Origin of the sequence: Flavobacterium sp. 28YEA47A (assembly GCF_041262125.1) — a bacterium.
Lineage (GTDB): Bacteria > Bacteroidota > Bacteroidia > Flavobacteriales > Flavobacteriaceae > Flavobacterium.
Window position 1 is genome coordinate 1 of record NZ_JBGCCI010000005.1, and the last position, 21331, is coordinate 21331.

Genomic DNA, 21331 nt, shown 5'->3' on the forward strand with positions numbered 1-21331 from the left:
AAGCCCGCCTGCGCAGATGGTACTGCAATCCTGTGGGAGAGTATGTCGCCGCCTTCCTTTGAAAAGGGTTCCCATAGGGAACCCTTTTTTGTTTTGGAGATAATTTAAATGTATGGAATGATAAAGTTTTTTTAAAATTCTTTTACACTAATCCAGAATAAGGTAACTTTATGTAGTAACATAAAACCAAATGCTATGAAAAAGTTACTTTATTTATCGATATTATTCTTGAGTTTAGGTATATTCGCTTCTTTTGAGAGTGTGAAAGCCTTAAAAAATGATTCATTTATTCAGGAGAAAGAATATAAAAAGATCGCTCCGGAAGAAGTGAAGAAGGAAGCCATAATAAATATAAAAGCAAAATATGGTGATTACCAGATAGTTGAAGCAGCAGTGGCTCCTGATGGAGAATATAAGCTGGTTTTAAAAAAGGATAATGCTTCTATAACTGCATTATTTACTGCTTCAGGCGAATTAATTAAGATATTATAAAAAAATCCGGTTAACTACCGGATTTTTTGTTTTTGTAAAACTCACATACAGAATTCATTATGCATTCGCTGTGTTTTGGATTGGATGGCCTGCAAGTTTCCCTTCCCAGGAAAGATATTGCCATACCAACTTCTGACCACATTGATCGTGGTACTATTTCCATCATTTCTTTCTCAATTTTGTCAGCTTCTTTTCCCTTAGCAATTCCAAGTCTCGGAGCTACTCTAACTACATGCAAATCAACCATTATACCTTCAGCAGGAACTCCGGCTTCTCTCATAATTACATTAGCGGATTTTCTGCCAATACCTTTTAAAGCTGTCAATTCCTTCATAGTAACAGGAATATTTTTATCCTGTTTTATGGTATCTGCAATTTCAAGAAGCCATTTGATTTTATTACCATGAAAACGTACTTCTTCAATATAAGGTAGCAACGATTTCTCATCAGTTTCAGCCAAAGATTTCATGTTTGGAAAAGCTTTGAATAAATTGGGAGCAATTTTATTGATATGTGCATCACTGTCTTGTGCAGATAAGACAACCATAACCAACAATTGATATAGATTTTTATAATCTAATGGATGTTGTTTGTTTTTATATTTCGCAATTAATGGCTTGAGAGCCGTAGCCCAATCAGTAGACTCATTAAATAGATCCATATTACTTTTCTTTAAAGTCTACAGATAAAGAATTGACACAATAACGCTGCCCTGTTTCAGTTGGTCCATCATCAAAGACATGGCCTAAATGACCGCCACAATTTGAACATAGAATTTCAGTACGTAACATTCCATGTGTAGTATCTCTGACATATTCAATTTTTCCAGGCAATGCTTCATCAAAGGATGGCCAGCCGCAATGGGAATCAAATTTAGAGCTGCTTTCGAATAAAGGTTCACCACAAGCACCACAACAATAGGTTCCTTTTTCAAAAAATAAGTTGTATTTTCCGGAATGGGGAAATTCAGTTCCTTTTTGGCGTAAAATTTTATAACGTTCGGAACCTAATTCGGTTTTCCATTCTTCTTCGGTTTTATTTACTGGATATTTCATAGTATCATTTTTTATCAGGTACAAATTTTATGGCAACAGAATTAGTACAGAAGCGTTTGCCGGTAGTTTCTGAAGGGCCATCATCAAAAACATGCCCAAGATGTCCGCCGCATTTTGCACATATCACTTCCGTTCTGACCATACCAAAACTGGTATCTTCCTTATAGATTACAGAACCTTTGATTGCCTGGTCGAAAGAAGGCCAGCCACAATCAGAATGGAATTTGGCACTCGAATTAAAAATGACATTTCCGCATGCTGCACAGACATATTTGCCTTTTTCAAAATGATTGTAATATTCTCCGGTAAAGGCTCTTTCGGTTCCTTTTTTCCGAAGCACTTCATATTGTTCAGGCGTCAGTTCTTTTTTCCATTCTGCATCGGTTTTTTGAACTTGTCCTGCTGTTTCTTTCTTCGATATTTCTTTTTTTTCCTGACTTTGACAGGATATAAAAGCAAAAAGCGAAACCAATAATACAATATAATGTTTCATGGGTTTTAATTTAGAAATTCTACAATTTTTTTTATGACTTTAGCATCACCTAATATTTTCCGGTGACCAAGGCCTTCTGTGATGAGTAATTCGTTATGTTTTAAATTTTCCTGAATATGGTAAGCAGCTTTAACTGGTACATCATCATCATCTTTATCATGAATGACCAAAACCGGAATCGCTACTTCTTTGGCAGCTTTATAGGCAGAAAAATTATCCATAGGCTCATTAATTTTCTTCTCAAAACTGGCCTTCATTTTTTTACTTATAGCAATATTCAGTCCTAATTTTTCAATAAAATCGTCCATAATATCTTCTACAACATCACCGCTTCCAATAATCACCGCTTTTTTTACTTTTAATCCTCTTTTTATAGCATTAAGAATTGACATACCTCCCAATGAATGTCCAATAGCAAATTCAAATGGTCCGAATTTTTTTTCTAATTCCAATATACTGGCAATAAATTCAGTCATATTGCTGGTTTTTCCTGCTGATTTTCCATGTGCCGGTGCATCAAAACTTACGGTAGAATAGCCTAATTTCAACATTTCATCAGCAATTTTAACCAATTGAGTGCCTCTGCCGGACCAACCGTGAACAAGTAATATTTTTTTATCGCTTGCACCATAATTATATACGACAATTTCTTTGTCTAGGTTTGGAATGAATACGTTTTGCTGAAGTGAATTTTGGTCCATCCCGATTTCTCGTTTTGGCAATTTATATTTTATAGGTGATGTAAAAAGTTTTGCCGCAAATTTCATTGCCAGTTTGGGTGAAATAGCTTCGGTTATTTTGGCAGCTATAAGTATAGATTTCGGTATTTTAAGCGATTGCTGGTGCGTTTTCGGATTTTCAGACATAACCAATTTTTATGCAAGTTAAAGTTTAATAAATTTAGGAATCATAAATTAAATATAAAAGATATTCACAGGTTGAAATAGGGAAACCCGAATCATTTCTAAATCAATTGGTTGCTTTGATGTCTGGTTTGGCTGTTTAAAAAAAACAAGACGTGGCATAAAGATTGTTAACATTTTAACAATAAATAAAGATTTCTAAAAAATTAAGTATCAAAGTAAATTAGTAAATTTGAGTAATAACCAATCAAAAATAGTTCTCATGAAAAGAAGATATCTGTTAATACCGATTGCAATATTTGGTATTGTTTATTCCTGTGCGACCAATCCATTTACCGGAAAAAGCACATTGGCACTGGTTCCTGATTCGCAGATTTTACCGTCAGCTTTTCAGCAGTATAGTACTTTTCTAAAGGAAAATAAAGTAGTAACCGGAACTGCTGATGCGCAAAGAGTGGTAACCGTTGGAACAAAAATTAAAAATGCAGCCGAAAAGTATTTGAATGCTAATGGTTATAAGGGTTATTTGAAAGATTACCAATGGGAATATAAATTGGTAGAAAGCAAAGAAGTAAATGCTTGGTGTATGCCGGGAGGAAAGATTGTTTTTTATACCGGAATCCTTCCAATTACAAAAGACGAAACGGGTATGGCTGTAGTTATGGGACACGAAGTAGCTCACGCCTTGCTAAATCACGGACAGCAAAGAATGAGTGCTGATGTATTACAACAACTGGGAAGTGTTGGTGTTGGAGCTGCTGTTGGAAACCAAAGCGAATCCATTCAGAAAATAGCCATGCAGGCGTATGGAGTAGGTACCCAATATGGTGTTACTTTGCCTTTTAGCCGAAGCCATGAAAGCGAAGCAGATAAAGTAGGTCTGACATTAATGGCAATTGCAGGTTACAATCCTGACCAGTCAGTTGCTTTTTGGGAAAGAATGGCTGCCAATTCAGGAGGCAATGCACCACCGGAATTTATGAGTACGCACCCGTCCAATGCAACAAGAATTGCAAACCTGAAAGCGTTGATTCCACAGGCAAAAGCAGAAGCTGCAAAATACGGCGTGACATTTAAATAAAAGATAATCTGGATTAGATAAAAAAATAATATCTTCGAAGCTGTTCTAATGAACAGCTTTTTTTATACCTAAAAACGAACTTATGCAAACACCTTTACCTAAGGGAAGTAAGAAATTAATGAACGCCTGGGCGTTTTATGATTGGGCAAACTCAGTATATCCTCTTGTGATATCTTCCGCAATTTTTCCTTTGTATTTTGGATTTCTTTTTCCAAGAGAAGCTTCCGATGTACAGTTTTTAGGATACGATTTCAAGGCGACGGCATTAATAAGTTTTGTTACTGCTTTCGCGTTTTTAGTTGTGGCTTTCATTTCTCCATTTCTTTCTGGTATAGCTGATTTTGTAGGCAATAAAAAACGATTTTTACAATTTTTCTGTTTTTTAGGAGCTGCCTCTTGCGTTGGAATGTACTGGTTTACGGTAGAGAATATATATTTTGGTATAACTTGTTTCTTTTTCGGACTTATAGGATTTTGGGGAAGTTTGGTTTTTTATAATTCCTACTTGCCGGATATTGCTTTTACAGAACAACAGGACGGACTAAGTGCAAAAGGCTATTCCATGGGATACATTGGCAGTGTTATCTTGTTACTTATTTGTTTGTATTTGATTTTAAGTAAAGAAGGAATGGAAGCGCTTGAAATGATGAAGGTTTCTTTCGCTCTTACAGGAGTTTGGTGGTTGTTATTTAGCCAATATGCTTTTTATTATCTTCCAAAAGGGAATAAGAATGCAGACAAGATTACAAAAGACATACTTTTGAGTGGCTTTAGAGAATTGAAGAAAGTAAAAAATGAGTTATTAAAGCAATTATCATTATCAAGATATTTGGCTGCTTTTTTTGTTTACAGTATGGCTGTACAAACTGTAATGCTGGTAGCAACTTACTTTGGGGAGCAAGAAATTAATTGGGCAGATACAAAGGAAAAAACCAAGGGTTTGATTATTAGTATTTTGGTTATTCAATTGGTAGCTGTTCTTGGCGCAATCATCACGGCAAAACTATCTAATAAGTTTGGAAACATAAAAACCTTAATTGTTATCAATTCAATCTGGGTGGTAATCTGTGTTTGTGCTTATTTTGTTACAGAACCGATTCATTTTTATGTAACAGCCTGCTTTGTAGGTCTTGTAATGGGTGGAATACAGGCACTATCACGATCAACATATTCTAAATTTCTTCCAAAAACCGAAGACACTACTTCATTTTTTAGTTTTTATGATGTGGCCGAAAAGATTGGTATTGTAATAGGAATGTGTATTTATGGCCTGATTGACCAGATAACAGGCTCAATGAGAAATTCTATAGTTTTTCTAGCGGTCTTTTTTATCGTTGGAGTTCTTTTGCTTTTTAGAGTTCCAAAAACGGAATCGAAAGAATAAAAATATATTTTATACGTTTCAAATAAAAAATATATATTTGGAAACCTAATTAACAAAACCTAACAAAAATAGAATGAACAAATTAAAATTTTTAGCTGCTTTTGTGCTGATTTTCACAGTTTTTAATTTCACATCCTGTGATAATGAGCCATTAGACAGCGCAATTGATCCTAACCCGCAACCGGGATGTGTTCCACCTACTTCTTTTCAAGCTAGCAATTTCATTGGAACGAATGTAAATCTAAGCTGGGCAACAAGTACTGGTGCAACTTCATGGGAAGTACAATACGGACCAACTGGATTTGCTATTGGAACTGGAACTTCAGTTTTTTCTGAAACTACTAATGTCACTATCCCAGCCCTGGTTCCAACAAATACCTATCATTTTTATATACGTTCAAATTGTTCAGAAAGTGAAGTTAGCTCTTGGATTGGACCAATTTCTGTTGGGACAAGCACTGGAGGTACTACAGGGAGAGCTTTGCGTATGAGAATTGGTGGAGAAGATTTTGTAGCAACGGATATAACTGCAATTAAAGGGTCATTACTGCCTGGAAGTTTTTATTTTAATATTACGGCAATTACGGGTTCAAAAGTTATGACATTAACATTTCAAGGCACAGATAATATGAATTCCTTTGAACTTCCGGCACGCGGAGGCATTACTTATGTAAAAAATATTTCTGACCCGTTAAGTGTATATATGGGAGTTCCAGAAGTAGGTGCAGAAGAGGAGCCTGTTGGTAATATAACTATAACAGCAGAAGACATGGTAAATAAAAAGGTTTCAGGAACATTTAATTGTAAAATTGTGCTTTTTGACAGCGTAACAGAAGAAGTTATTGATAGAAAGCAAATAACAAACGGAGTTTTTACCAATATTCCTTATACGATACAATAATTTTTCAAGTACTATAAAAAGCCCGGATGAGAATTCGGGTTTTTTTATGGCATAAAGATTGATTTTATATAAAAGCCAATGGTATTTTCGTTATAGTACTCTATTGGTTTTCAAAGAGATATTGTTTTTACTAGTGCAAAGTAAAATCTGCTCTAAAATTGTTTAATGACAAAATGACTTAAATATAGTATGCCAAATCAAAAAATAATCACACTTGACAATCTGTCACTCCAAGAATTCGACAACGATTCAGAATTAATCCCACTTTTAACTCCTGAAGACGAAGAAGAAATGAACAATGAGCAGTTACCGGGTGAACTTCCGATTCTGCCATTACGAAATACGGTGCTATTTCCCGGTGTTGTAATTCCAATTACTGCCGGACGTGATAAATCCATTAAATTAATCAATGATGCTAATGCCGGAGGTAAGGTAATTGGAGTTGTTTCTCAAATAAATGAGGAAGACGAAGATCCTTCACCGGAAGACATCAATAAAATAGGAACAGTAGCCAGAATCCTGCGTGTCTTGAAAATGCCTGATGGCAATGTGACCGTAATCCTGCAAGGAAAAAAACGTTTTGAAATTGATGCAGTTACGACAGAACAGCCTTATTTGAAAGCTAAAATCAAAGAAGTTCCTGAAAAGCGTCCTGATCATGAAGATGCTGAATTCGCTACAATTATTGAATCGGTAAAAGATTTGGCTATTCAGATTATCAAAGAAAGCCCAAACATTCCGACAGAAGCTACTTTCGCTATCAAAAACATTGAAAGCAAGTCTTTCCTTATCAATTTTGTTTCTTCAAACATGAATCTTTCTGTTAAAGAGAAACAAGATTTGTTGATAATTAATGACTTGAAGGAAAGAGCCTTATCGACACTTCGTTATATGAATGTTGAGTTGCAAAAGCTGGAATTAAAGAATGATATCCAATCCAAAGTTCGTTTTGACCTGGATCAGCAGCAGCGTGAATATTTCCTTCATCAGCAGATGAAAACCATTCAGGAAGAATTGGGTGGTGTTTCTCAGGAAGAAGAAATTGACGAAATGCGCCAGAAAGGACTAAAGAAGAAATGGAACGAAAAAACAAAGAACCATTTCGAAAAAGAACTTTCAAAAATGCAACGCATGAATCCGCAATCTCCGGATTTCGGTATACAGCGAAACTATCTCGAATTGTATCTCGAATTGCCTTGGAATGAATATTCCCAGGACAATTTTGATCTGAAACGAGCTCAGAAAGTATTAGACAGAGACCATTTTGGTTTGGAAGATGTTAAGAAAAGAATGATAGAACATCTTGCTGTCTTGAAGTTAAGAAAAGACATGAAATCTCCAATTTTGTGCTTGTATGGCCCACCGGGAGTTGGTAAGACCTCTATCGGAAAATCAGTAGCTGAAGCGCTAGGCCGGGAATATGTAAGGATCTCTTTAGGAGGATTGCGTGATGAAGCTGAAATCCGAGGCCATAGAAAAACCTATATCGGAGCCATGCCAGGAAGAATTATCCAAAGTCTTAAAAAAGCAAAAACGGCAAACCCGGTATTTGTATTAGATGAAATCGATAAACTTTCGAGTAGTAATAATGGTGATCCATCTTCTGCTTTGCTGGAAGTTCTGGATCCGGAACAAAACTCAGATTTCTATGATAACTTCTTAGAAATGGGATTTGACCTTTCTCGAGTAATGTTTATCGCTACTTCTAATAATATGTCAACAATCCAACCTGCTCTGAGAGACAGGATGGAAGTTATCAATATGACTGGCTATACTATTGAAGAAAAAGTAGAAATAGCAAAACAGCATTTATTGCCAAAACAGTTGAAAGAACACGGACTGACTACAAAAGACCTGACTATTGGTAAAAAACAGTTGGAAAAAATCGTGGTAGGCTATACCAGGGAATCTGGCGTTAGAGGTTTGGAAAAACAAATCGCAAAAATGGTCAGAAATACGGCAAAATCTATTGCAATGGAAGAAGAACATAACGTAAAAGTTACGGACGAAGACATTGTAAAAGTACTAGGCGCTGCCCGAATGGAACGCGATAAGTATGAAAATAATGAAGTAGCAGGCGTAGTTACCGGATTGGCCTGGACAAGTGTTGGCGGTGATATTCTTTTTATTGAATCAATTCTATCAAAAGGAAAAGGAAACCTGACCATGACAGGAAATTTAGGAACTGTAATGAAAGAATCGGCTACTATTGCGTTGGAATATATCAAGTCTAATGCGGAGCATTTAGGAATAGGGCCAGACGTAATTTCGAATTACAATGTACATATTCACGTTCCGGAAGGAGCTACTCCAAAAGATGGCCCAAGTGCAGGTGTAGCGATGCTGACTTCTTTGGTATCCTCTTTTGTACAGCGTAGGGTAAAGAAAAGCCTTGCTATGACTGGAGAAATAACACTTCGTGGAAGAGTATTGCCGGTTGGAGGAATTAAAGAAAAAATATTGGCAGCCAAAAGAGCAAATATCAAAGAAATCATCCTTTGCCATGAGAATAAACGTGATATTGATGAAATCAAACCGGAATATTTGGAAGGACTTACTTTCCATTATGTGAAGGAAATGAGCGAGGTTCTGGCAATAGCAATAACAGACCAAAAAGCTAAGAATGCTAAAGTATTATAATCTTTAAATACGCATAGCCCATATTATAAAGGCAAAAGTGAAATTAATTTTCAACTTTTGCCTTTTCTGTTTTATCTTTTGCTTTAAAAAATAATATCTTCGCATCTGCGTTATATATTCAGAAAATAAGGAAAATCCCTAGATGTTTAAGAAGCTGCTTATTGTTTTTTTATTGCTGTTTTGTGCTGAAGCTTTCAGCCAGATTGGTGGTAAATATGTTTACCAGTTTCTAAATCTGATGACTTCGCCAAGGCAGGCAGCACTAGGAGGAAAGGCTGTAACCATTTATGATTATGATGTCAATCAGGGATTCTTTAATCCGGCAACTATCAATCCGGAAATGGACAACCATCTTTCGGTAAATTATGGCAGCTATTTTGGAGAAGTAACCTATGGAACGGCAGCTTATGCCTATACCTATGATCGCCATGTCCAGACTTTTCATGTCGGAGTAAATTATGTCAACTACGGAAGTTTTGAAGGATATGACGAAAACGGACAAAAAGCAGCGGATTTTACCGGAAGCGAAATTGCACTTTCTTTTGGATATGCCTATAATGTGCCTTGGACAGATATTTTTATAGGTGCTAATGCAAAATTAATATCATCAACCTTAGAAAGCTACAGCTCTTTTGGAGCAGCTATGGATTTGGGAGCTTTGTATGTTGATGAAGATAATGATATCAATATCGGATTAGCAATACGAAACGTGGGTGTCCAGATAAAGCCTTATCAGGATACAAATGAAAAATTGCCAATGGAAATTATAGCCGGAATTTCCCAGGAATTAGAAAATGTGCCAATTCGTTGGCATTTGACTTTGGAAAACCTTCAGCAGTGGAACATTGGTTTTTCTAATCCCAACAGGTCAGAAGGCTCGTTAGATGGTGGTAGCAAAGAAGAAAAAGTTGGTTTTTTCAATAATGCTTTGCGACACGTGATCTTTGGAGCTGAGCTTTTTCCGGAAAAAAGTTTTTCCATCCGTTTGGGATATAATTTTAGAAGAGCTGAGGAATTGCGTATCGTGGAACAGCGAAATTTTTCAGGATTATCAGCTGGTTTTGGATTGCGATTCAATAAGATCAGATTTGACTATTCCTATTCCAGATATACTGCGGCAGCAAGCACCAGTCTTTTCGGATTAATGATTAACCTTCAATAAATTATTTTGGATAAAAAAATTACTATTGCCATTGATGGCTTTTCGTCTACGGGAAAAAGTACGCTGGCAAAACAATTGGCCAAACACTTAGGCTATATCTATGTCGATACGGGAGCGATGTATCGTGCTGTGACATTATATGCTATGCAACATGATTTTATTTCAGACACTCAATTTGACAAAAAAGCACTTATAGAAAAGCTACCAAAAATAAGCCTCCAGTTTCTTTTTAATCCCGATTTGGGCTATGCAGAAATTTTTCTCAATGAAAAAAATGTAGAGACTGAAATCAGGACGCTTGAAGTATCCAATTTTGTAAGCCGAATTGCAGAAATCTCTGAAGTACGTGCTAAGTTGGTAGAACAGCAGCAGAATATGGGAAAAAACAAAGGCATCGTAATGGACGGGAGAGATATAGGAACTGTTGTTTTTACAGATGCAGAACTGAAATTGTTTATGACAGCCAGTCCTGAAACCAGAGCCAAAAGACGTTATGATGAATTGCTCCAAAAAGGACAGGATGTGACGTATGAAGAAGTGCTAAAAAATGTCCAGGAACGCGATTATATTGATACCCATAGAGAGGACTCACCTTTAGTAAAAGCAGATGATGCCATAGAAATAGACAATTCACACCTTTCTATACAAGAACAGTTTGACAAAGTTTTAGGATTGGTAAATACTGTAGCTAAAACGTTGTAATTTTTTGTTTATCTCATTTTTAATAGTAGATTTACGGGCTGTTATATTTTCAACATACAAACTTTTTTATGGGAATAAAATTTAGGTTAACATTGATGAGCTTTCTCCAGTTTTTTGTTTGGGGAGCTTGGCTGATCACGATTGGAACATATTGTTTTAATGCAAAAGGCTGGACAGGTGCAGAATTTGGTGCCATATTTTCAACTTTAGGTCTTTCTTCTTTATTTATGCCGGCACTAACCGGAATTATAGCCGATAAATGGCTCAACGCTGAAAAACTTTACGGAATTCTCCACATATTATATGGTATTATCCTTTTATATGTTCCTGAAGTTAACGACCCTTCTATTTTATTCTACGTTATTTTTGGAGCAATGATTTGCTATATGCCAACCATTTCGCTTTCCAATTCTATTGCTTATACTATATTAAAGAACAATAAATATGATGTAGTAAAGGTTTTTCCTCCAATTCGTGTTTGGGGAACCATCGGCTTCATCGTGGCAATGTGGATTACAAATATTTTTAGTTCGCCAACTCCACCTAATATCTTTAAAGACTTAGGATTGAGTATTGGTAATGCAATGTCTTCCGTATCAGGAAATCCTATTTATGCCAACCAGTTCTATATTGCTGCTTTTGTAGCTATTTTGTTGGGAATCTATTCATTTACATTGCCAAAATGTCCGCCACAGAAATCAATTGCAGAAGATGCCAGTTTTGTGGAGCAATTAGGATTGAATGCTTTCAAATTGTTCAGTTCATATAAGATGGCGTTGTTTTTTGTGTTTTCTATGTTTTTAGGAGGTGCATTACAGCTTACCAACATGTATGGTGATGCCTTTTTAAACGATTTTGCTAAAATTCCTGAATATAAGGATTCATTCGTCGTTGAATATTCAACAATAATCATGTCAATCTCACAGGTTTCTGAAACCTTGTTTATTCTGGCAATTCCTTTCTTTTTAAAACGTTTTGGAATCAAACAGGTAATGCTGTTTTCTATGATAGCCTGGGTACTCCGTTTTGGACTTTTCGCTTATGGTGATCCGGTGCAAGGCCTTTGGATGATCATTCTTTCATGTATCGTTTACGGAATGGCATTTGACTTCTTTAATATATCAGGTTCCTTATTTGTTGAAACAACAACCGATTCTAAAATACGCGCCAGTGCGCAAGGATTGTTTATGATGATGACAAATGGTGTAGGAGCCTATCTTGGAAGCGTTATCAGTGGCTATGCTATTGACAAATATTTTACCCACGGAGATACAAAAGACTGGCATAGCATCTGGCTTTCATTTGCCGTATATGCGCTGGTGATTTCTATTGCATTTGCGGTAATGTTTAAACACAAACACAAACCGGAAGACGTCGAAAATATTTCACATTAAAAACAAAAAAAGAGCTTCAAATTTGAAGCTCTTTTTTTGTTATGGAATGTTGGGATGGTAAACAGCGGGCATATCTTATGTTTTGATTTGTAAATATTTAAGATAAAAGCTTCGTTCTGAAATTATTTGGCAGATTAAAAAATATTTATTAATTTTGCGCACCTTTTGGCGAAGAAGAGTTTCCTTTAGGTATCAACTATTTATGTAAAACACTTCTGTGTTTTCTGTCGCATCAAGAAACTCGAGAAAACATAGGATACAAATTTTTATCAGAACAAATGTCTGAACAAACAAAAACACAAGCGGAATTTTTAGAGAACTTTAACTGGCATAACTTCCAAGAAGGTATTGATGCTGTTGACGAAAAAAACCTGAAAGAATTTGAAGAGTTAGTTGAAAAAACTTTTATCTCTACAGATCAGGAAGAAGTAGTTGAAGGTGTGGTAGTTAGAATCACTGACAGAGATGCAATCGTTGATATCAACGCTAAATCTGAAGGTGTTATTTCTTTGAACGAATTCCGTTACAATCCAAACTTAAAAGTAGGAGACAAAGTAGAAGTATTAATTGACGTTCGTGAGGACAAAACAGGTCAGTTGGTTCTTTCTCACAGAAAAGCTCGTACTATCAAAGCTTGGGATAGAGTTATTGCTGCTAATGAAACAGGAGAAATCGTTAACGGTTTCGTTAAGTGCAGAACTAAAGGTGGTATGATCGTTGACGTATTCGGAATCGAGGCTTTCTTGCCAGGTTCTCAAATCGACGTGAAGCCAATCAGAGATTACGATCAGTATGTAAACAAAATGATGGAATTCAAAGTTGTGAAAATCAACCATGAGTTCAAAAACGTTGTTGTTTCTCATAAAGCGCTTATCGAAGCTGATATCGAAGTACAGAAAAAAGAAATTATCGGTCAATTAGAAAAAGGACAAGTATTAGAAGGTGTTGTTAAAAACATTACTTCTTATGGTGTGTTCATTGACCTTGGAGGTGTTGACGGATTGATCCACATTACTGACCTTTCTTGGTCAAGAATCAACCACCCAAGCGAAGTTCTTGAATTAGACCAAAAACTAAACGTTGTTATCCTTGATTTCGATGATGAGAAAACAAGAATCCAACTTGGTTTAAAACAATTGAACGCTCACCCATGGGATGCACTTGATGCTAACCTAAAAGTAGGTGACAAAGTGAAAGGTAAAGTTGTAGTTATCGCTGACTACGGTGCTTTCATCGAAGTTGCTGAAGGTGTTGAAGGTTTGATCCACGTTTCTGAAATGTCTTGGTCAACTCACTTAAGAAGTGCTCAGGATTTCGTAAAAGTTGGTGATGAAGTAGAAGCTGTTATCTTGACTTTGGATAGAGAAGATCGTAAGATGTCACTTGGTATCAAACAATTGACTCAAGATCCATGGACTGATATCACTGCTAAATACCCTGTAGGTTCTAAGCACACAGGTATCGTTAGAAACTTTACAAACTTTGGAGTTTTCGTAGAACTAGAAGAAGGAATCGATGGTTTGATCTACATTTCTGACCTTTCTTGGACTAAGAAAATCAAGCATCCATCTGAATTCGTAAGCGTTGGTGAAAAACTTGATGTGGTAGTATTAGAGTTGGATGTTGAAGGACGTAAATTATCTTTAGGTCACAAACAAACTACTGCTAACCCTTGGGACAAATATGAGGATTCATTCGCTGTTGGAACTATCCACACTGGAGAAATCTCTGAAATCGTTGACAAAGGAGCTACTGTAGAATTCGGCGATGATATCGTTGCTTTCATTCCAACTCGTCACCTTGAAAAAGAAGACGGTAAGAAATTGAAAAAAGGTGAAACAGCTGATTTCAAAGTTATCGAGTTCAACAAAGAATTCAAAAGAGTAGTTGCTTCTCACACTGCTATCTTCCGTGAAGAAGAAGAGAAAAATGTGAAAACAGCTTCTGAGAATACAACAATGTCTTCAAGTAATGCTACTGCATCTACTTTAGGAGATAACAATGATATTCTTGCTGAATTGAAAGCTAAAATGGAAAAAGGAGGGAACTAATCCTGACTGATTTTAATACAAAAGCCTCACAGAAATGTGGGGCTTTTTTATTTATTTTATAATATAATATTAAAATTTTGTTTACATTTGAAATCCTAAAATAAAGGAATTCTGTTCCTAATACGAATGTATTATTAAAAACTAACTATGAAGACTAATAAAAATCTGGCAATTATCTTTTTTGCATTATTGTTAAGCGTCGCATCATTTGCGCAAAAAGCACAGAAAAAAGCAAATATGAATGCTGTTAACCCAAAGTTTGACGCAACTAAAAATATTACCGACAACCTTACGGCTTCGCAGAATTATTCTTCTTTAGCAAAGGTTTTTAAAGCGGCAGAGTTTGACCAGTTGCTTCGTGAAGAAGGACCTTATACTATTTTAGCACCAAGTAATGACGCAATCAGCAGGTCTTCAGAAAATTTAGAATTCATGACCGACCCAAAAAATATTCACCGTACTAAATCTATAGCAGCTTACTATATCATTCCAGGTAAATGGTATGCAACAGATTTCGGAAAATTAATAAGAATGAGCCAAGGAAGAGGTGAAATCCTTACTGCTGATGGTGAGACGCTTGTACTTACTCTTGAAAATAGTACTATCTATTTGACAGATGCTAAAGGAAATAAAGCAAAATTAGTGTTCACAGATGCAATCCAGAGTAATGGAATTATTCACGGTATTGATAAAACTTTTTCCCCTAACTAAATAGAGAAAAAACAAATAAAAAAAGCCTCGCATTAGCGGGGCTTTTTTTATTTGTCAAGTCAAAAGTCCAAAATCTAAAATCAAAAATATTTTAAAGCTGACTCTCTATAAACATTAGCATAATTTGTTGATTGGTTAAAATTATATGAAACATAAAAACCAAAAGAAATGTATTTGCGTAAATGCCTGTATAAACAAAAAACATATAATTATGAAAACCACCAAATTTTTATCAATCGCGATCGTATTTACATTGCTATTTGGAACTGCTGTATTTGCACAAAAAGAGAAAACTGTCATGGTAGGCGGTGCTCCAATGTATCCATCAAAAAATATTATCGAAAATGCAATGAATTCAAAAGACCACACTACGTTGGTTGCTGCCGTAAAAGCAGCAGATTTAGTAACAACATTGCAAGGAAAAGGACCTTTTACCGTTTTTGCTCCAACAAATGAGGCTTTTGCTAAATTGCCAAAAGGAACCGTAGAGACTTTATTAAAACCAGAAAACAAATCAAAACTGCAATCGATTTTAACCTACCATGTAGTTGCAGGAAAAATGAACTCAGCTGATATTGCCAAAGCCATAAAGAAAGGAAACGGAAAGGCAGTTCTTACCACTGTTCAGGGAGGCAAGCTAACAGCCTGGATGGATGGCAAGACTCTTTACATCACTGATGAAAATGGTAATAAGTCAAAAGTTACTATTGCTGATGTGAACCAATCAAATGGAGTTATTCATGTAGTGGATACAGTACTAATGCCAAAAGCATAATTCAAACTATATACTATTTTTGAATTAAAATGAAAAATCCCGATACTATCGGGATTTTTCTATTTTTAAAAAGCATGTCTTAACGAAGAACAGCGCCAAGTTCTGTTTCCAAATTATGTTTTAATTTGCCCATAATCTTGTCTATTTGAGCATCTGTCAGGGTTTTTGAACTGTCCTGAATAATAAAGCTCACAGCATAGGACTTTTTGCCTTCAGGAAGGTTTTTACCTTCATATACGTCAAACAGATTAATGTCTTTCAGCAACGATTTTTCAGTCTGGCGTGCAATAGTATAAATAGAATCAAATGCTACATTCTCGTCTACTAAAAGAGCCAAATCTCTTCTTACTTCAGGGTATTTCGGAATGTCAGTAAACTTGATTTTGTTTGAAATTAATTTCAATACTGTATTCCAGTTGAAGTCGGCAAACAAAACTTCCTGTTTGATATCGAAATGCTTAAGTACCGATTTTTTTATTGTTCCCAATTCTACAATTGTATCGTTACCAACAGCAATGGCAATTCCTTCTGCGAATACGTCAGATTCTACTGGTTTGTTATTTGTTTTTTCTATACCAAGTCTTGATAGGATTCCCATCACATAACCTTTGAATAAGAAAAAGTCAGAAGGCTTCTGAGGCGTATTCCAGCTTTCGCTCAAACGGTTTCCGGTTGTAAATAAGGTCAGGTGCTTATTTTCGGTATATCCGGATGGTAGCTTGTGATATGACTTTCCGAATTCAAACAATTTCAAGTCTGAATTTTTTCGGTTGATATTATAAGAAACGGCTTCTAATCCTGAGAATAGGAGAGACTGTCTCATAGCGGACAAATCATTACTCAAAGGATTCATGATTAATACGTTGAATTCTTCACGAAGCATTTCAGATAACTTTACATATTCCGGAGAAGTCAGCGAATTAGCCATCATTTCATTAAATCCTTGCGAGTTTAATTGTGTCGCAATAATATTTTGAACCTTATAGTCCTCAGTTCTTGCCGAATTGGAAACTGTAGCGTTGAATTTTTTAGTGAAATTGACATTATTGTAACCGTAAACTCTCAATATTTCTTCAATTACATCAATTTCACGTTGTACGTCAACTCGATAAGAAGGAATAATCAGTCCTAATCCGGCATCCGATACGCTGTTTACCTTTATATCAAGTGAAACTAGGATCTTTTTGATCGTTTCTTTTGACAGTTCCTGTCCGATAATTTTTGTTGCTTTTGCGAAATTTAAAAACACAGGGAAATCTTCTATCTTTTTTGGATAGATATCAATAATATCAGATGTGATTTCACCTCCGGCAACTTCCTGAATTAATAAAGCGGCACGTTTTAGTGCATATTCAGTAATGGTTGGATCAATACCTCTTTCAAAACGGAAAGAAGCATCGGTATTCAATCCGTGTCTTTTAGCCGATTTTCTGATACAAACCGGATTGAAATAAGCACTTTCTAAGAAAATAGAAGTTGTGTTTTCAGAAACTCCCGAGTTTTTACCTCCAAAAACGCCTGCAATACACATTGGTCCGTTTTCGTCGCAAATCATTAAATCTTCTTCATGAAGTGTTCTTTCAACATCATCAAGAGTTGTGAATTTTGTTCCTGCTGCAACTGTTTTTACAATTACCTTATTGCCTTTTATTTTGGCAGCATCAAAGGCATGTAACGGCTGTCCCAATTCATGCATTACATAATTGGTAACATCCACAATATTATTTTTCGGTGTAAGACCAATAGCTTTTAGTCGGTTTTGCAGCCATTCCGGAGATTGTTTTACAACAATTCCTGAAATAGTCACGCCACAATATCTTGGAGCCATTTTAGCGTCTTCAACCTTGATGTCCATTTTCAAAGTCCTTTTGTCTACTCTGAAATTGCTGACAGATGGTGTAATCAATTCCGTATGTGCATTCGTCTGAAGCATACCGGCTCTTAAATCTCTGGCAACTCCAAGATGGCTCATCGCATCAGCACGGTTAGGAGTTAATCCTATTTCAAACACTTCGTCGTTTTCAATATTGAAAACTTTTGAAGCGGGCGTTCCGGGAGCATATTTGTCGTCAAGAACCATAATTCCATCATGACTGCTTCCTAAGCCCAATTCATCTTCCGCACAGATCATTCCGTGACTTTCCTGATCCCTGATTTTTCCTTTTTTGATTTGGAACGAATTTCCGTCTTTGTCGTATAATGTAGTTCCGATAGTTGCTACAGGCACTTTTTGTCCGGCTGCTACATTGGCTGCGCCACAAACAATCTGTACCGGAGCACCAGTTCCTAAATCTACGGTTGTTACTTTTAGGCGATCTGCATTGGGATGCTGAACGCAGGTTAGGACATGACCAACAACAATACCCTCTAAACCGCCTTTTATAGACTGGTATTTTTCAATACCTTCTACTTCCAGTCCTAAATCGGTCAGGAGCGATGCGGTTTCATCGGATTTCAAATCTGTTTTGATAAATTGCTTAAGCCAGTTATATGAAATTTTCATTTGTTGTTCTTAGTATTATTTTTTGTAAGGATGCAAAGATAGGTTTTTTTGATTTTTTCAAAGAATTTTAAAGCTCCTAAATTAAGGAAAAATGTCTTAAAATTATTGGAAACAGAGCAATTACGGGCTAGAAATTAAACGGCTTTAAAGTTCTAAAAATTTTGTTAAAATAATACCTGCCTGATTTTAATTTGGATATGGTAATTATTTGTAATTTTGTATCTTTTAAATTGAACTTTCCGTGGGAAAACATATTCACAAATTATCTGCTGCAGGATTATTAGTTACTTTAGGGATTATTTTTGGTGACATCGGAACCTCTCCGTTGTACGTTCTAAATGCGATAGTTGGGGACGATCCAATTAATTCAAGAGACATCATAGGTGCCATTTCGGCAATTTTTTGGACACTGACATTACAGACTACCGTAAAATATGTAATTATAACACTCCGCGCAGATAACAAGGGCGAGGGTGGAATCTTTTCTTTATATACCTTAATAAGAAAGACAAAAGTAAAATGGCTGCTTTTTCCTGCCATTATAGGAGGAAGTACGCTTTTGGCAGACGGAATCATCACACCGCCAATTTCGGTTTCTTCAGCAGTTGAAGGTCTTAGGGTAATCAATCCTGATATCCCTACTATTCCTATTGTTATTGCCATTATTACTGTCCTTTTTGGATTGCAGCAGTTTGGAACCAAACTTATTGGTAAATTTTTTGGGCCAATTATGTTTACATGGTTCTCGATGCTTGGAATTCTGGGAACGATTCAACTGGGCACAAATATTAACGTACTTTCTGCTTTTAACCCGTATCATGCTTACGAACTTTTGATGAACCATAAGCAGGGCTTCCTGATTTTGGGCGCTGTATTCTTATGTACGACTGGGGCAGAAGCATTGTATTCAGACTTAGGACATTGTGGAAAAGAAAACATCCGCGTAAGCTGGATTTTTGTAAAAAGTATGCTTTTGCTGAATTACTTCGGTCAAGGCGCATGGTTAATTTCACATGAAGGAAAAACTTTGGAAGCAGCCGGAGTAACGAATCCGTTTTATGCTATCATGCCGGATTGGTTCCTTCCTTTTGGAATTGGGATTGCGACGTTGGCAGCCGTTGTTGCCAGCCAGGCAATGATTAGCGGTTCGTTTACATTGATTAACGAAGCTATCCGTTTGAATTTCTGGCCAAAAGTAAAAATCAAATATCCAACAGAACTAAAAGGACAATTATATATTCCTTCCCTGAACTGGATGTTATGGTTAGGTTGCGTACTGGTAGTTTTATACTTTAAAGAATCTTCAGGAATGGAGGCGGCTTATGGTCTGGCTATCGTAATGACGATGTTGATGACGACTTCGCTTTTGAATTATTACCTGATCTTAAAGCGATACAATAAGATTTTTATTGCGGTATTGATTACTACCTATGCCATAATAGAACTTTCATTCCTGGTAGCCAACCTTCATAAATTCTCAGACGGAGGTTATATCACACTGCTCATTGCAATGATGCTTATGGCGACTATGTTTGTCTGGTTTTTTGCCAGAAAAATCAGAAACCGTTACCTGGTTTTTGTCAAACTTTCAGATTATCTGCCGGTTTTAGAAGATTTGAGTAAGGATTTGAGCGTACCAAAATATGCTACAAACCTGGTTTATCTGACAAGTGCCGACCATAGGACTGAAATTGAATCTAAAATCATGTATTCGATTTTGAACAAGCAGCCAAAACGTGCCGATATTTATTGGTTTGTCCATGTTCATGTTGTTGATGAACCGTATACGATGGAATATCGCGTAAATGAATTTATCCATGACGACGTAATCCGTATCGATTTCAGGCTTGGTTTCCGTGTGGCGCCAAGAATCAGCCTTATGTTTAAGAAGGTAGTAGAAGATATGGTAAAAAATAGGGAAGTAGATGTAACCAGCCGTTATGCTTCGTTAAATAAAAACAATATCATTGGCGACTTTAGATTTATATTGATTGAGAAATTTATTTCTTATGATAACGATTTGCCGTTCTATGAAAAATGGATTTTGGATTGCTACAACATCCTAAAGAAAATGGGACTTTCAGAAGAAAAGGCATTTGGGCTTGATTCCAGTTCCGTAACGATTGAATCGTTCCCGTTACTGATTACAGCTCCTAGAGAAATTTGCCTGACAAGAGTTGATTAACTCATATATAATAAATAAAAAAGCCGAAGCATTGCTTCGGCTTTTTTATTGTTTGAGAAATGAATATTAATAAATCAATTCTTCTACGTTTTTTTGGATATTTTCTGAGATTTTCTGAGTTGGAAGGTCGTTTGGATCATTTCCAAAAGGATCTTCAATTTCTTCTGCAATAAGCTCCAAACTCGCCAGTACATAAAAGATAAAAACAACTACGGGAATGACATAATAGCCTAATTGGAAAACGTAGCCAAAAGGCAATGTCAATACATAAGTAAAGATGAATTTTTTGATGAATGCACTATAAGAATAAGGAATAGGTGTGTTTTTGATTCTTTCACAGGCACCGCAGATATCGGTAAAGGATTGTATTTCTGCATTCAGGATAATCAGCTGGTCACCTGTAATTTTTCCGTCTTTATACATTTCATTGATACGTTGTATCATTGTTTTGGCTATCTGGTTAGGCTTGTGCTTATAATGGTCTTGCGATAAGGTTTTGTCGTCAAAAAGCTCATGGCTGATGCTTTCCATTTTTAAATGAAGGTTCAGGACGGAAGCGTAGGCAGGAATCATTTTCTTAAAAAACTCTTTGTCCTCATTATCGGTCAACATTACCGACAGTTTTATAGCCAGATTACGGCTGTTGTTGACTAAAGCGCCCCACATTTTTCGGCCTTCCCACCAACGGTCGTAAGCCGTATTGGTTCTGAAAACCAATAAAAGGGAAATGACAAATCCGAGCATATTGTGCATTATCGTTATGTTTTTGATAAGGCTATTAGCAGACAGATTCCAGTATACCAGTTCCAGATAGGCAATTCCGGCTGAATAGAGGGCGATAAGGATCATTATCCAGAAAAGCTTCCGGAAAGTATCACCCTTATGAAAGTAGAAGATGAATGAAAGCCATTCTTTAGGATTGTATGAGATCATGTTTTA

18 protein-coding genes are annotated in these 21331 nt (G+C 36.1%); 12 read left to right on the forward strand and 6 right to left on the reverse strand.

Annotated features, from left to right (window positions below):
- Positions 1 to 195 precede the first annotated feature (195 nt).
- Positions 196 to 492: a hypothetical protein gene (locus tag ABH942_RS08180; protein ID WP_370030907.1), complete on the forward strand. Its 297-nt coding sequence runs from the start codon at positions 196 to 198 to the stop codon at positions 490 to 492.
- 10 nt (positions 493 to 502) lie between these two features.
- Here ABH942_RS08180 and nth read toward each other — a convergent pair whose 3' ends face one another.
- Genes nth through ABH942_RS08200 form a run of 4 tightly spaced genes read right to left on the reverse strand, consistent with a single transcriptional unit; the run spans position 503 to position 2906 of the window.
- Positions 503 to 1153 (reverse strand): endonuclease III, encoded by a 651-nt coding sequence (gene nth / locus ABH942_RS08185; protein ID WP_370030909.1) that lies wholly within the window; start codon positions 1151 to 1153, stop codon positions 503 to 505.
- A gap of 1 nt (position 1154) precedes the next feature.
- On the reverse strand, positions 1155 to 1547 hold the full coding sequence (msrB, locus tag ABH942_RS08190; protein ID WP_370030911.1) for a peptide-methionine (R)-S-oxide reductase MsrB: 393 nt from the start codon (positions 1545 to 1547) through the stop codon (positions 1155 to 1157).
- A 4-nt stretch (positions 1548 to 1551) separates the two neighbouring features.
- On the reverse strand, positions 1552 to 2040 hold the full coding sequence (msrB, locus tag ABH942_RS08195) for a peptide-methionine (R)-S-oxide reductase MsrB (RefSeq protein WP_370030913.1): 489 nt from the start codon (positions 2038 to 2040) through the stop codon (positions 1552 to 1554).
- Positions 2041 to 2045: 5 nt separating this feature from the next.
- Positions 2046 to 2906 (reverse strand): alpha/beta fold hydrolase, encoded by an 861-nt coding sequence (locus tag ABH942_RS08200; RefSeq protein WP_370030915.1) that lies wholly within the window; start codon positions 2904 to 2906, stop codon positions 2046 to 2048.
- Positions 2907 to 3165: 259 nt separating this feature from the next.
- Between ABH942_RS08200 and ABH942_RS08205 the strand changes: the two genes are divergently transcribed.
- The 10 genes from ABH942_RS08205 (at position 3166) to ABH942_RS08250 (ending at position 15704) form a co-directional block, all read left to right on the forward strand.
- Complete coding sequence (locus ABH942_RS08205) at positions 3166 to 3984, forward strand: M48 family metallopeptidase (protein ID WP_370030917.1); 819 nt, start codon at positions 3166 to 3168, stop codon at positions 3982 to 3984.
- A gap of 82 nt (positions 3985 to 4066) precedes the next feature.
- Entirely contained in the window at positions 4067 to 5368 is a 1302-nt protein-coding gene (locus ABH942_RS08210; protein ID WP_370030919.1) for an MFS transporter, read from the forward strand.
- A 73-nt stretch (positions 5369 to 5441) separates the two neighbouring features.
- Entirely contained in the window at positions 5442 to 6269 is an 828-nt protein-coding gene (locus ABH942_RS08215) for a DUF6252 family protein (RefSeq protein ID WP_370030921.1), read from the forward strand.
- A 189-nt stretch (positions 6270 to 6458) separates the two neighbouring features.
- Positions 6459 to 8909, forward strand: a complete 2451-nt coding sequence (gene lon, locus ABH942_RS08220; protein ID WP_370030923.1) for an endopeptidase La — start codon at positions 6459 to 6461, stop codon at positions 8907 to 8909.
- A gap of 142 nt (positions 8910 to 9051) precedes the next feature.
- Entirely contained in the window at positions 9052 to 10071 is a 1020-nt protein-coding gene (gene porQ / locus ABH942_RS08225; protein WP_370030925.1) for a type IX secretion system protein PorQ, read from the forward strand.
- 6 nt (positions 10072 to 10077) lie between these two features.
- The gene (cmk, locus tag ABH942_RS08230; protein WP_370030927.1) at positions 10078 to 10773 is read left to right on the forward strand and encodes a (d)CMP kinase; all 696 of its coding nucleotides are present in this window, start codon (positions 10078 to 10080) and stop codon (positions 10771 to 10773) included.
- 68 nt (positions 10774 to 10841) lie between these two features.
- Positions 10842 to 12167, forward strand: a complete 1326-nt coding sequence (locus ABH942_RS08235) for a nucleoside permease (protein ID WP_370030929.1) — start codon at positions 10842 to 10844, stop codon at positions 12165 to 12167.
- Positions 12168 to 12445: 278 nt separating this feature from the next.
- Positions 12446 to 14218, forward strand: coding sequence for a 30S ribosomal protein S1 (rpsA, locus tag ABH942_RS08240; protein WP_370030931.1), 1773 nt, complete (start codon positions 12446 to 12448; stop codon positions 14216 to 14218).
- A gap of 147 nt (positions 14219 to 14365) precedes the next feature.
- Positions 14366 to 14929 carry a fasciclin domain-containing protein gene (locus ABH942_RS08245; protein ID WP_370030933.1) on the forward strand — a complete coding sequence of 188 codons (564 nt, stop codon included), beginning with the start codon at positions 14366 to 14368 and terminating at the stop codon, positions 14927 to 14929.
- A gap of 211 nt (positions 14930 to 15140) precedes the next feature.
- Positions 15141 to 15704, forward strand: a complete 564-nt coding sequence (locus ABH942_RS08250; RefSeq protein WP_370030935.1) for a fasciclin domain-containing protein — start codon at positions 15141 to 15143, stop codon at positions 15702 to 15704.
- Positions 15705 to 15783: 79 nt separating this feature from the next.
- On the opposite strand, the gene pheT is transcribed toward ABH942_RS08250, so the two are convergent.
- A complete protein-coding gene (gene pheT / locus ABH942_RS08255) occupies positions 15784 to 18207 on the reverse strand; it encodes a phenylalanine--tRNA ligase subunit beta (RefSeq protein ID WP_370030937.1) in 2424 nt (807 codons plus the stop codon).
- Between the two features lie 241 nt (positions 18208 to 18448).
- Here pheT and ABH942_RS08260 point away from each other — a divergent pair, with 241 nt between their 5' ends.
- Positions 18449 to 20392, forward strand: a complete 1944-nt coding sequence (locus ABH942_RS08260; protein WP_370030939.1) for a KUP/HAK/KT family potassium transporter — start codon at positions 18449 to 18451, stop codon at positions 20390 to 20392.
- Between the two features lie 66 nt (positions 20393 to 20458).
- Here the strand turns inward: ABH942_RS08260 and ABH942_RS08265 are convergent, their stop codons facing one another.
- Entirely contained in the window at positions 20459 to 21325 is an 867-nt protein-coding gene (locus tag ABH942_RS08265; protein WP_370030941.1) for a bestrophin family protein, read from the reverse strand.
- Between the last annotated feature and the right edge of the window lie 6 nt (positions 21326 to 21331).

Excerpts from the sequence above, each read along its gene's own strand:
- nth (WP_370030909.1), bottom strand. The coding sequence starts at position 1,153 with ATGGATCTATTTAATGAGTCTACTGATTGGGCTACGGCTCTCAAGCCA.
- porQ (WP_370030925.1), top strand. The coding sequence starts at position 9,052 with ATGTTTAAGAAGCTGCTTATTGTTTTTTTATTGCTGTTTTGTGCTGAA.
- ABH942_RS08245 (WP_370030933.1), top strand. The coding sequence starts at position 14,366 with ATGAAGACTAATAAAAATCTGGCAATTATCTTTTTTGCATTATTGTTA.
- rpsA (WP_370030931.1), top strand. The coding sequence starts at position 12,446 with ATGTCTGAACAAACAAAAACACAAGCGGAATTTTTAGAGAACTTTAAC.
- ABH942_RS08210 (WP_370030919.1), top strand. The coding sequence starts at position 4,067 with ATGCAAACACCTTTACCTAAGGGAAGTAAGAAATTAATGAACGCCTGG.
- ABH942_RS08265 (WP_370030941.1), bottom strand. The coding sequence starts at position 21,325 with ATGATCTCATACAATCCTAAAGAATGGCTTTCATTCATCTTCTACTTT.
- lon (WP_370030923.1), top strand. The coding sequence starts at position 6,459 with ATGCCAAATCAAAAAATAATCACACTTGACAATCTGTCACTCCAAGAA.
- ABH942_RS08215 (WP_370030921.1), top strand. The coding sequence starts at position 5,442 with ATGAACAAATTAAAATTTTTAGCTGCTTTTGTGCTGATTTTCACAGTT.
- ABH942_RS08180 (WP_370030907.1), top strand. The coding sequence starts at position 196 with ATGAAAAAGTTACTTTATTTATCGATATTATTCTTGAGTTTAGGTATA.
- msrB (WP_370030913.1), bottom strand. The coding sequence starts at position 2,040 with ATGAAACATTATATTGTATTATTGGTTTCGCTTTTTGCTTTTATATCC.
- ABH942_RS08205 (WP_370030917.1), top strand. The coding sequence starts at position 3,166 with ATGAAAAGAAGATATCTGTTAATACCGATTGCAATATTTGGTATTGTT.
- pheT (WP_370030937.1), bottom strand. The coding sequence starts at position 18,207 with ATGAAAATTTCATATAACTGGCTTAAGCAATTTATCAAAACAGATTTG.
- ABH942_RS08200 (WP_370030915.1), bottom strand. The coding sequence starts at position 2,906 with ATGTCTGAAAATCCGAAAACGCACCAGCAATCGCTTAAAATACCGAAA.
- ABH942_RS08235 (WP_370030929.1), top strand. The coding sequence starts at position 10,842 with ATGGGAATAAAATTTAGGTTAACATTGATGAGCTTTCTCCAGTTTTTT.
- ABH942_RS08250 (WP_370030935.1), top strand. The coding sequence starts at position 15,141 with ATGAAAACCACCAAATTTTTATCAATCGCGATCGTATTTACATTGCTA.
- msrB (WP_370030911.1), bottom strand. The coding sequence starts at position 1,547 with ATGAAATATCCAGTAAATAAAACCGAAGAAGAATGGAAAACCGAATTA.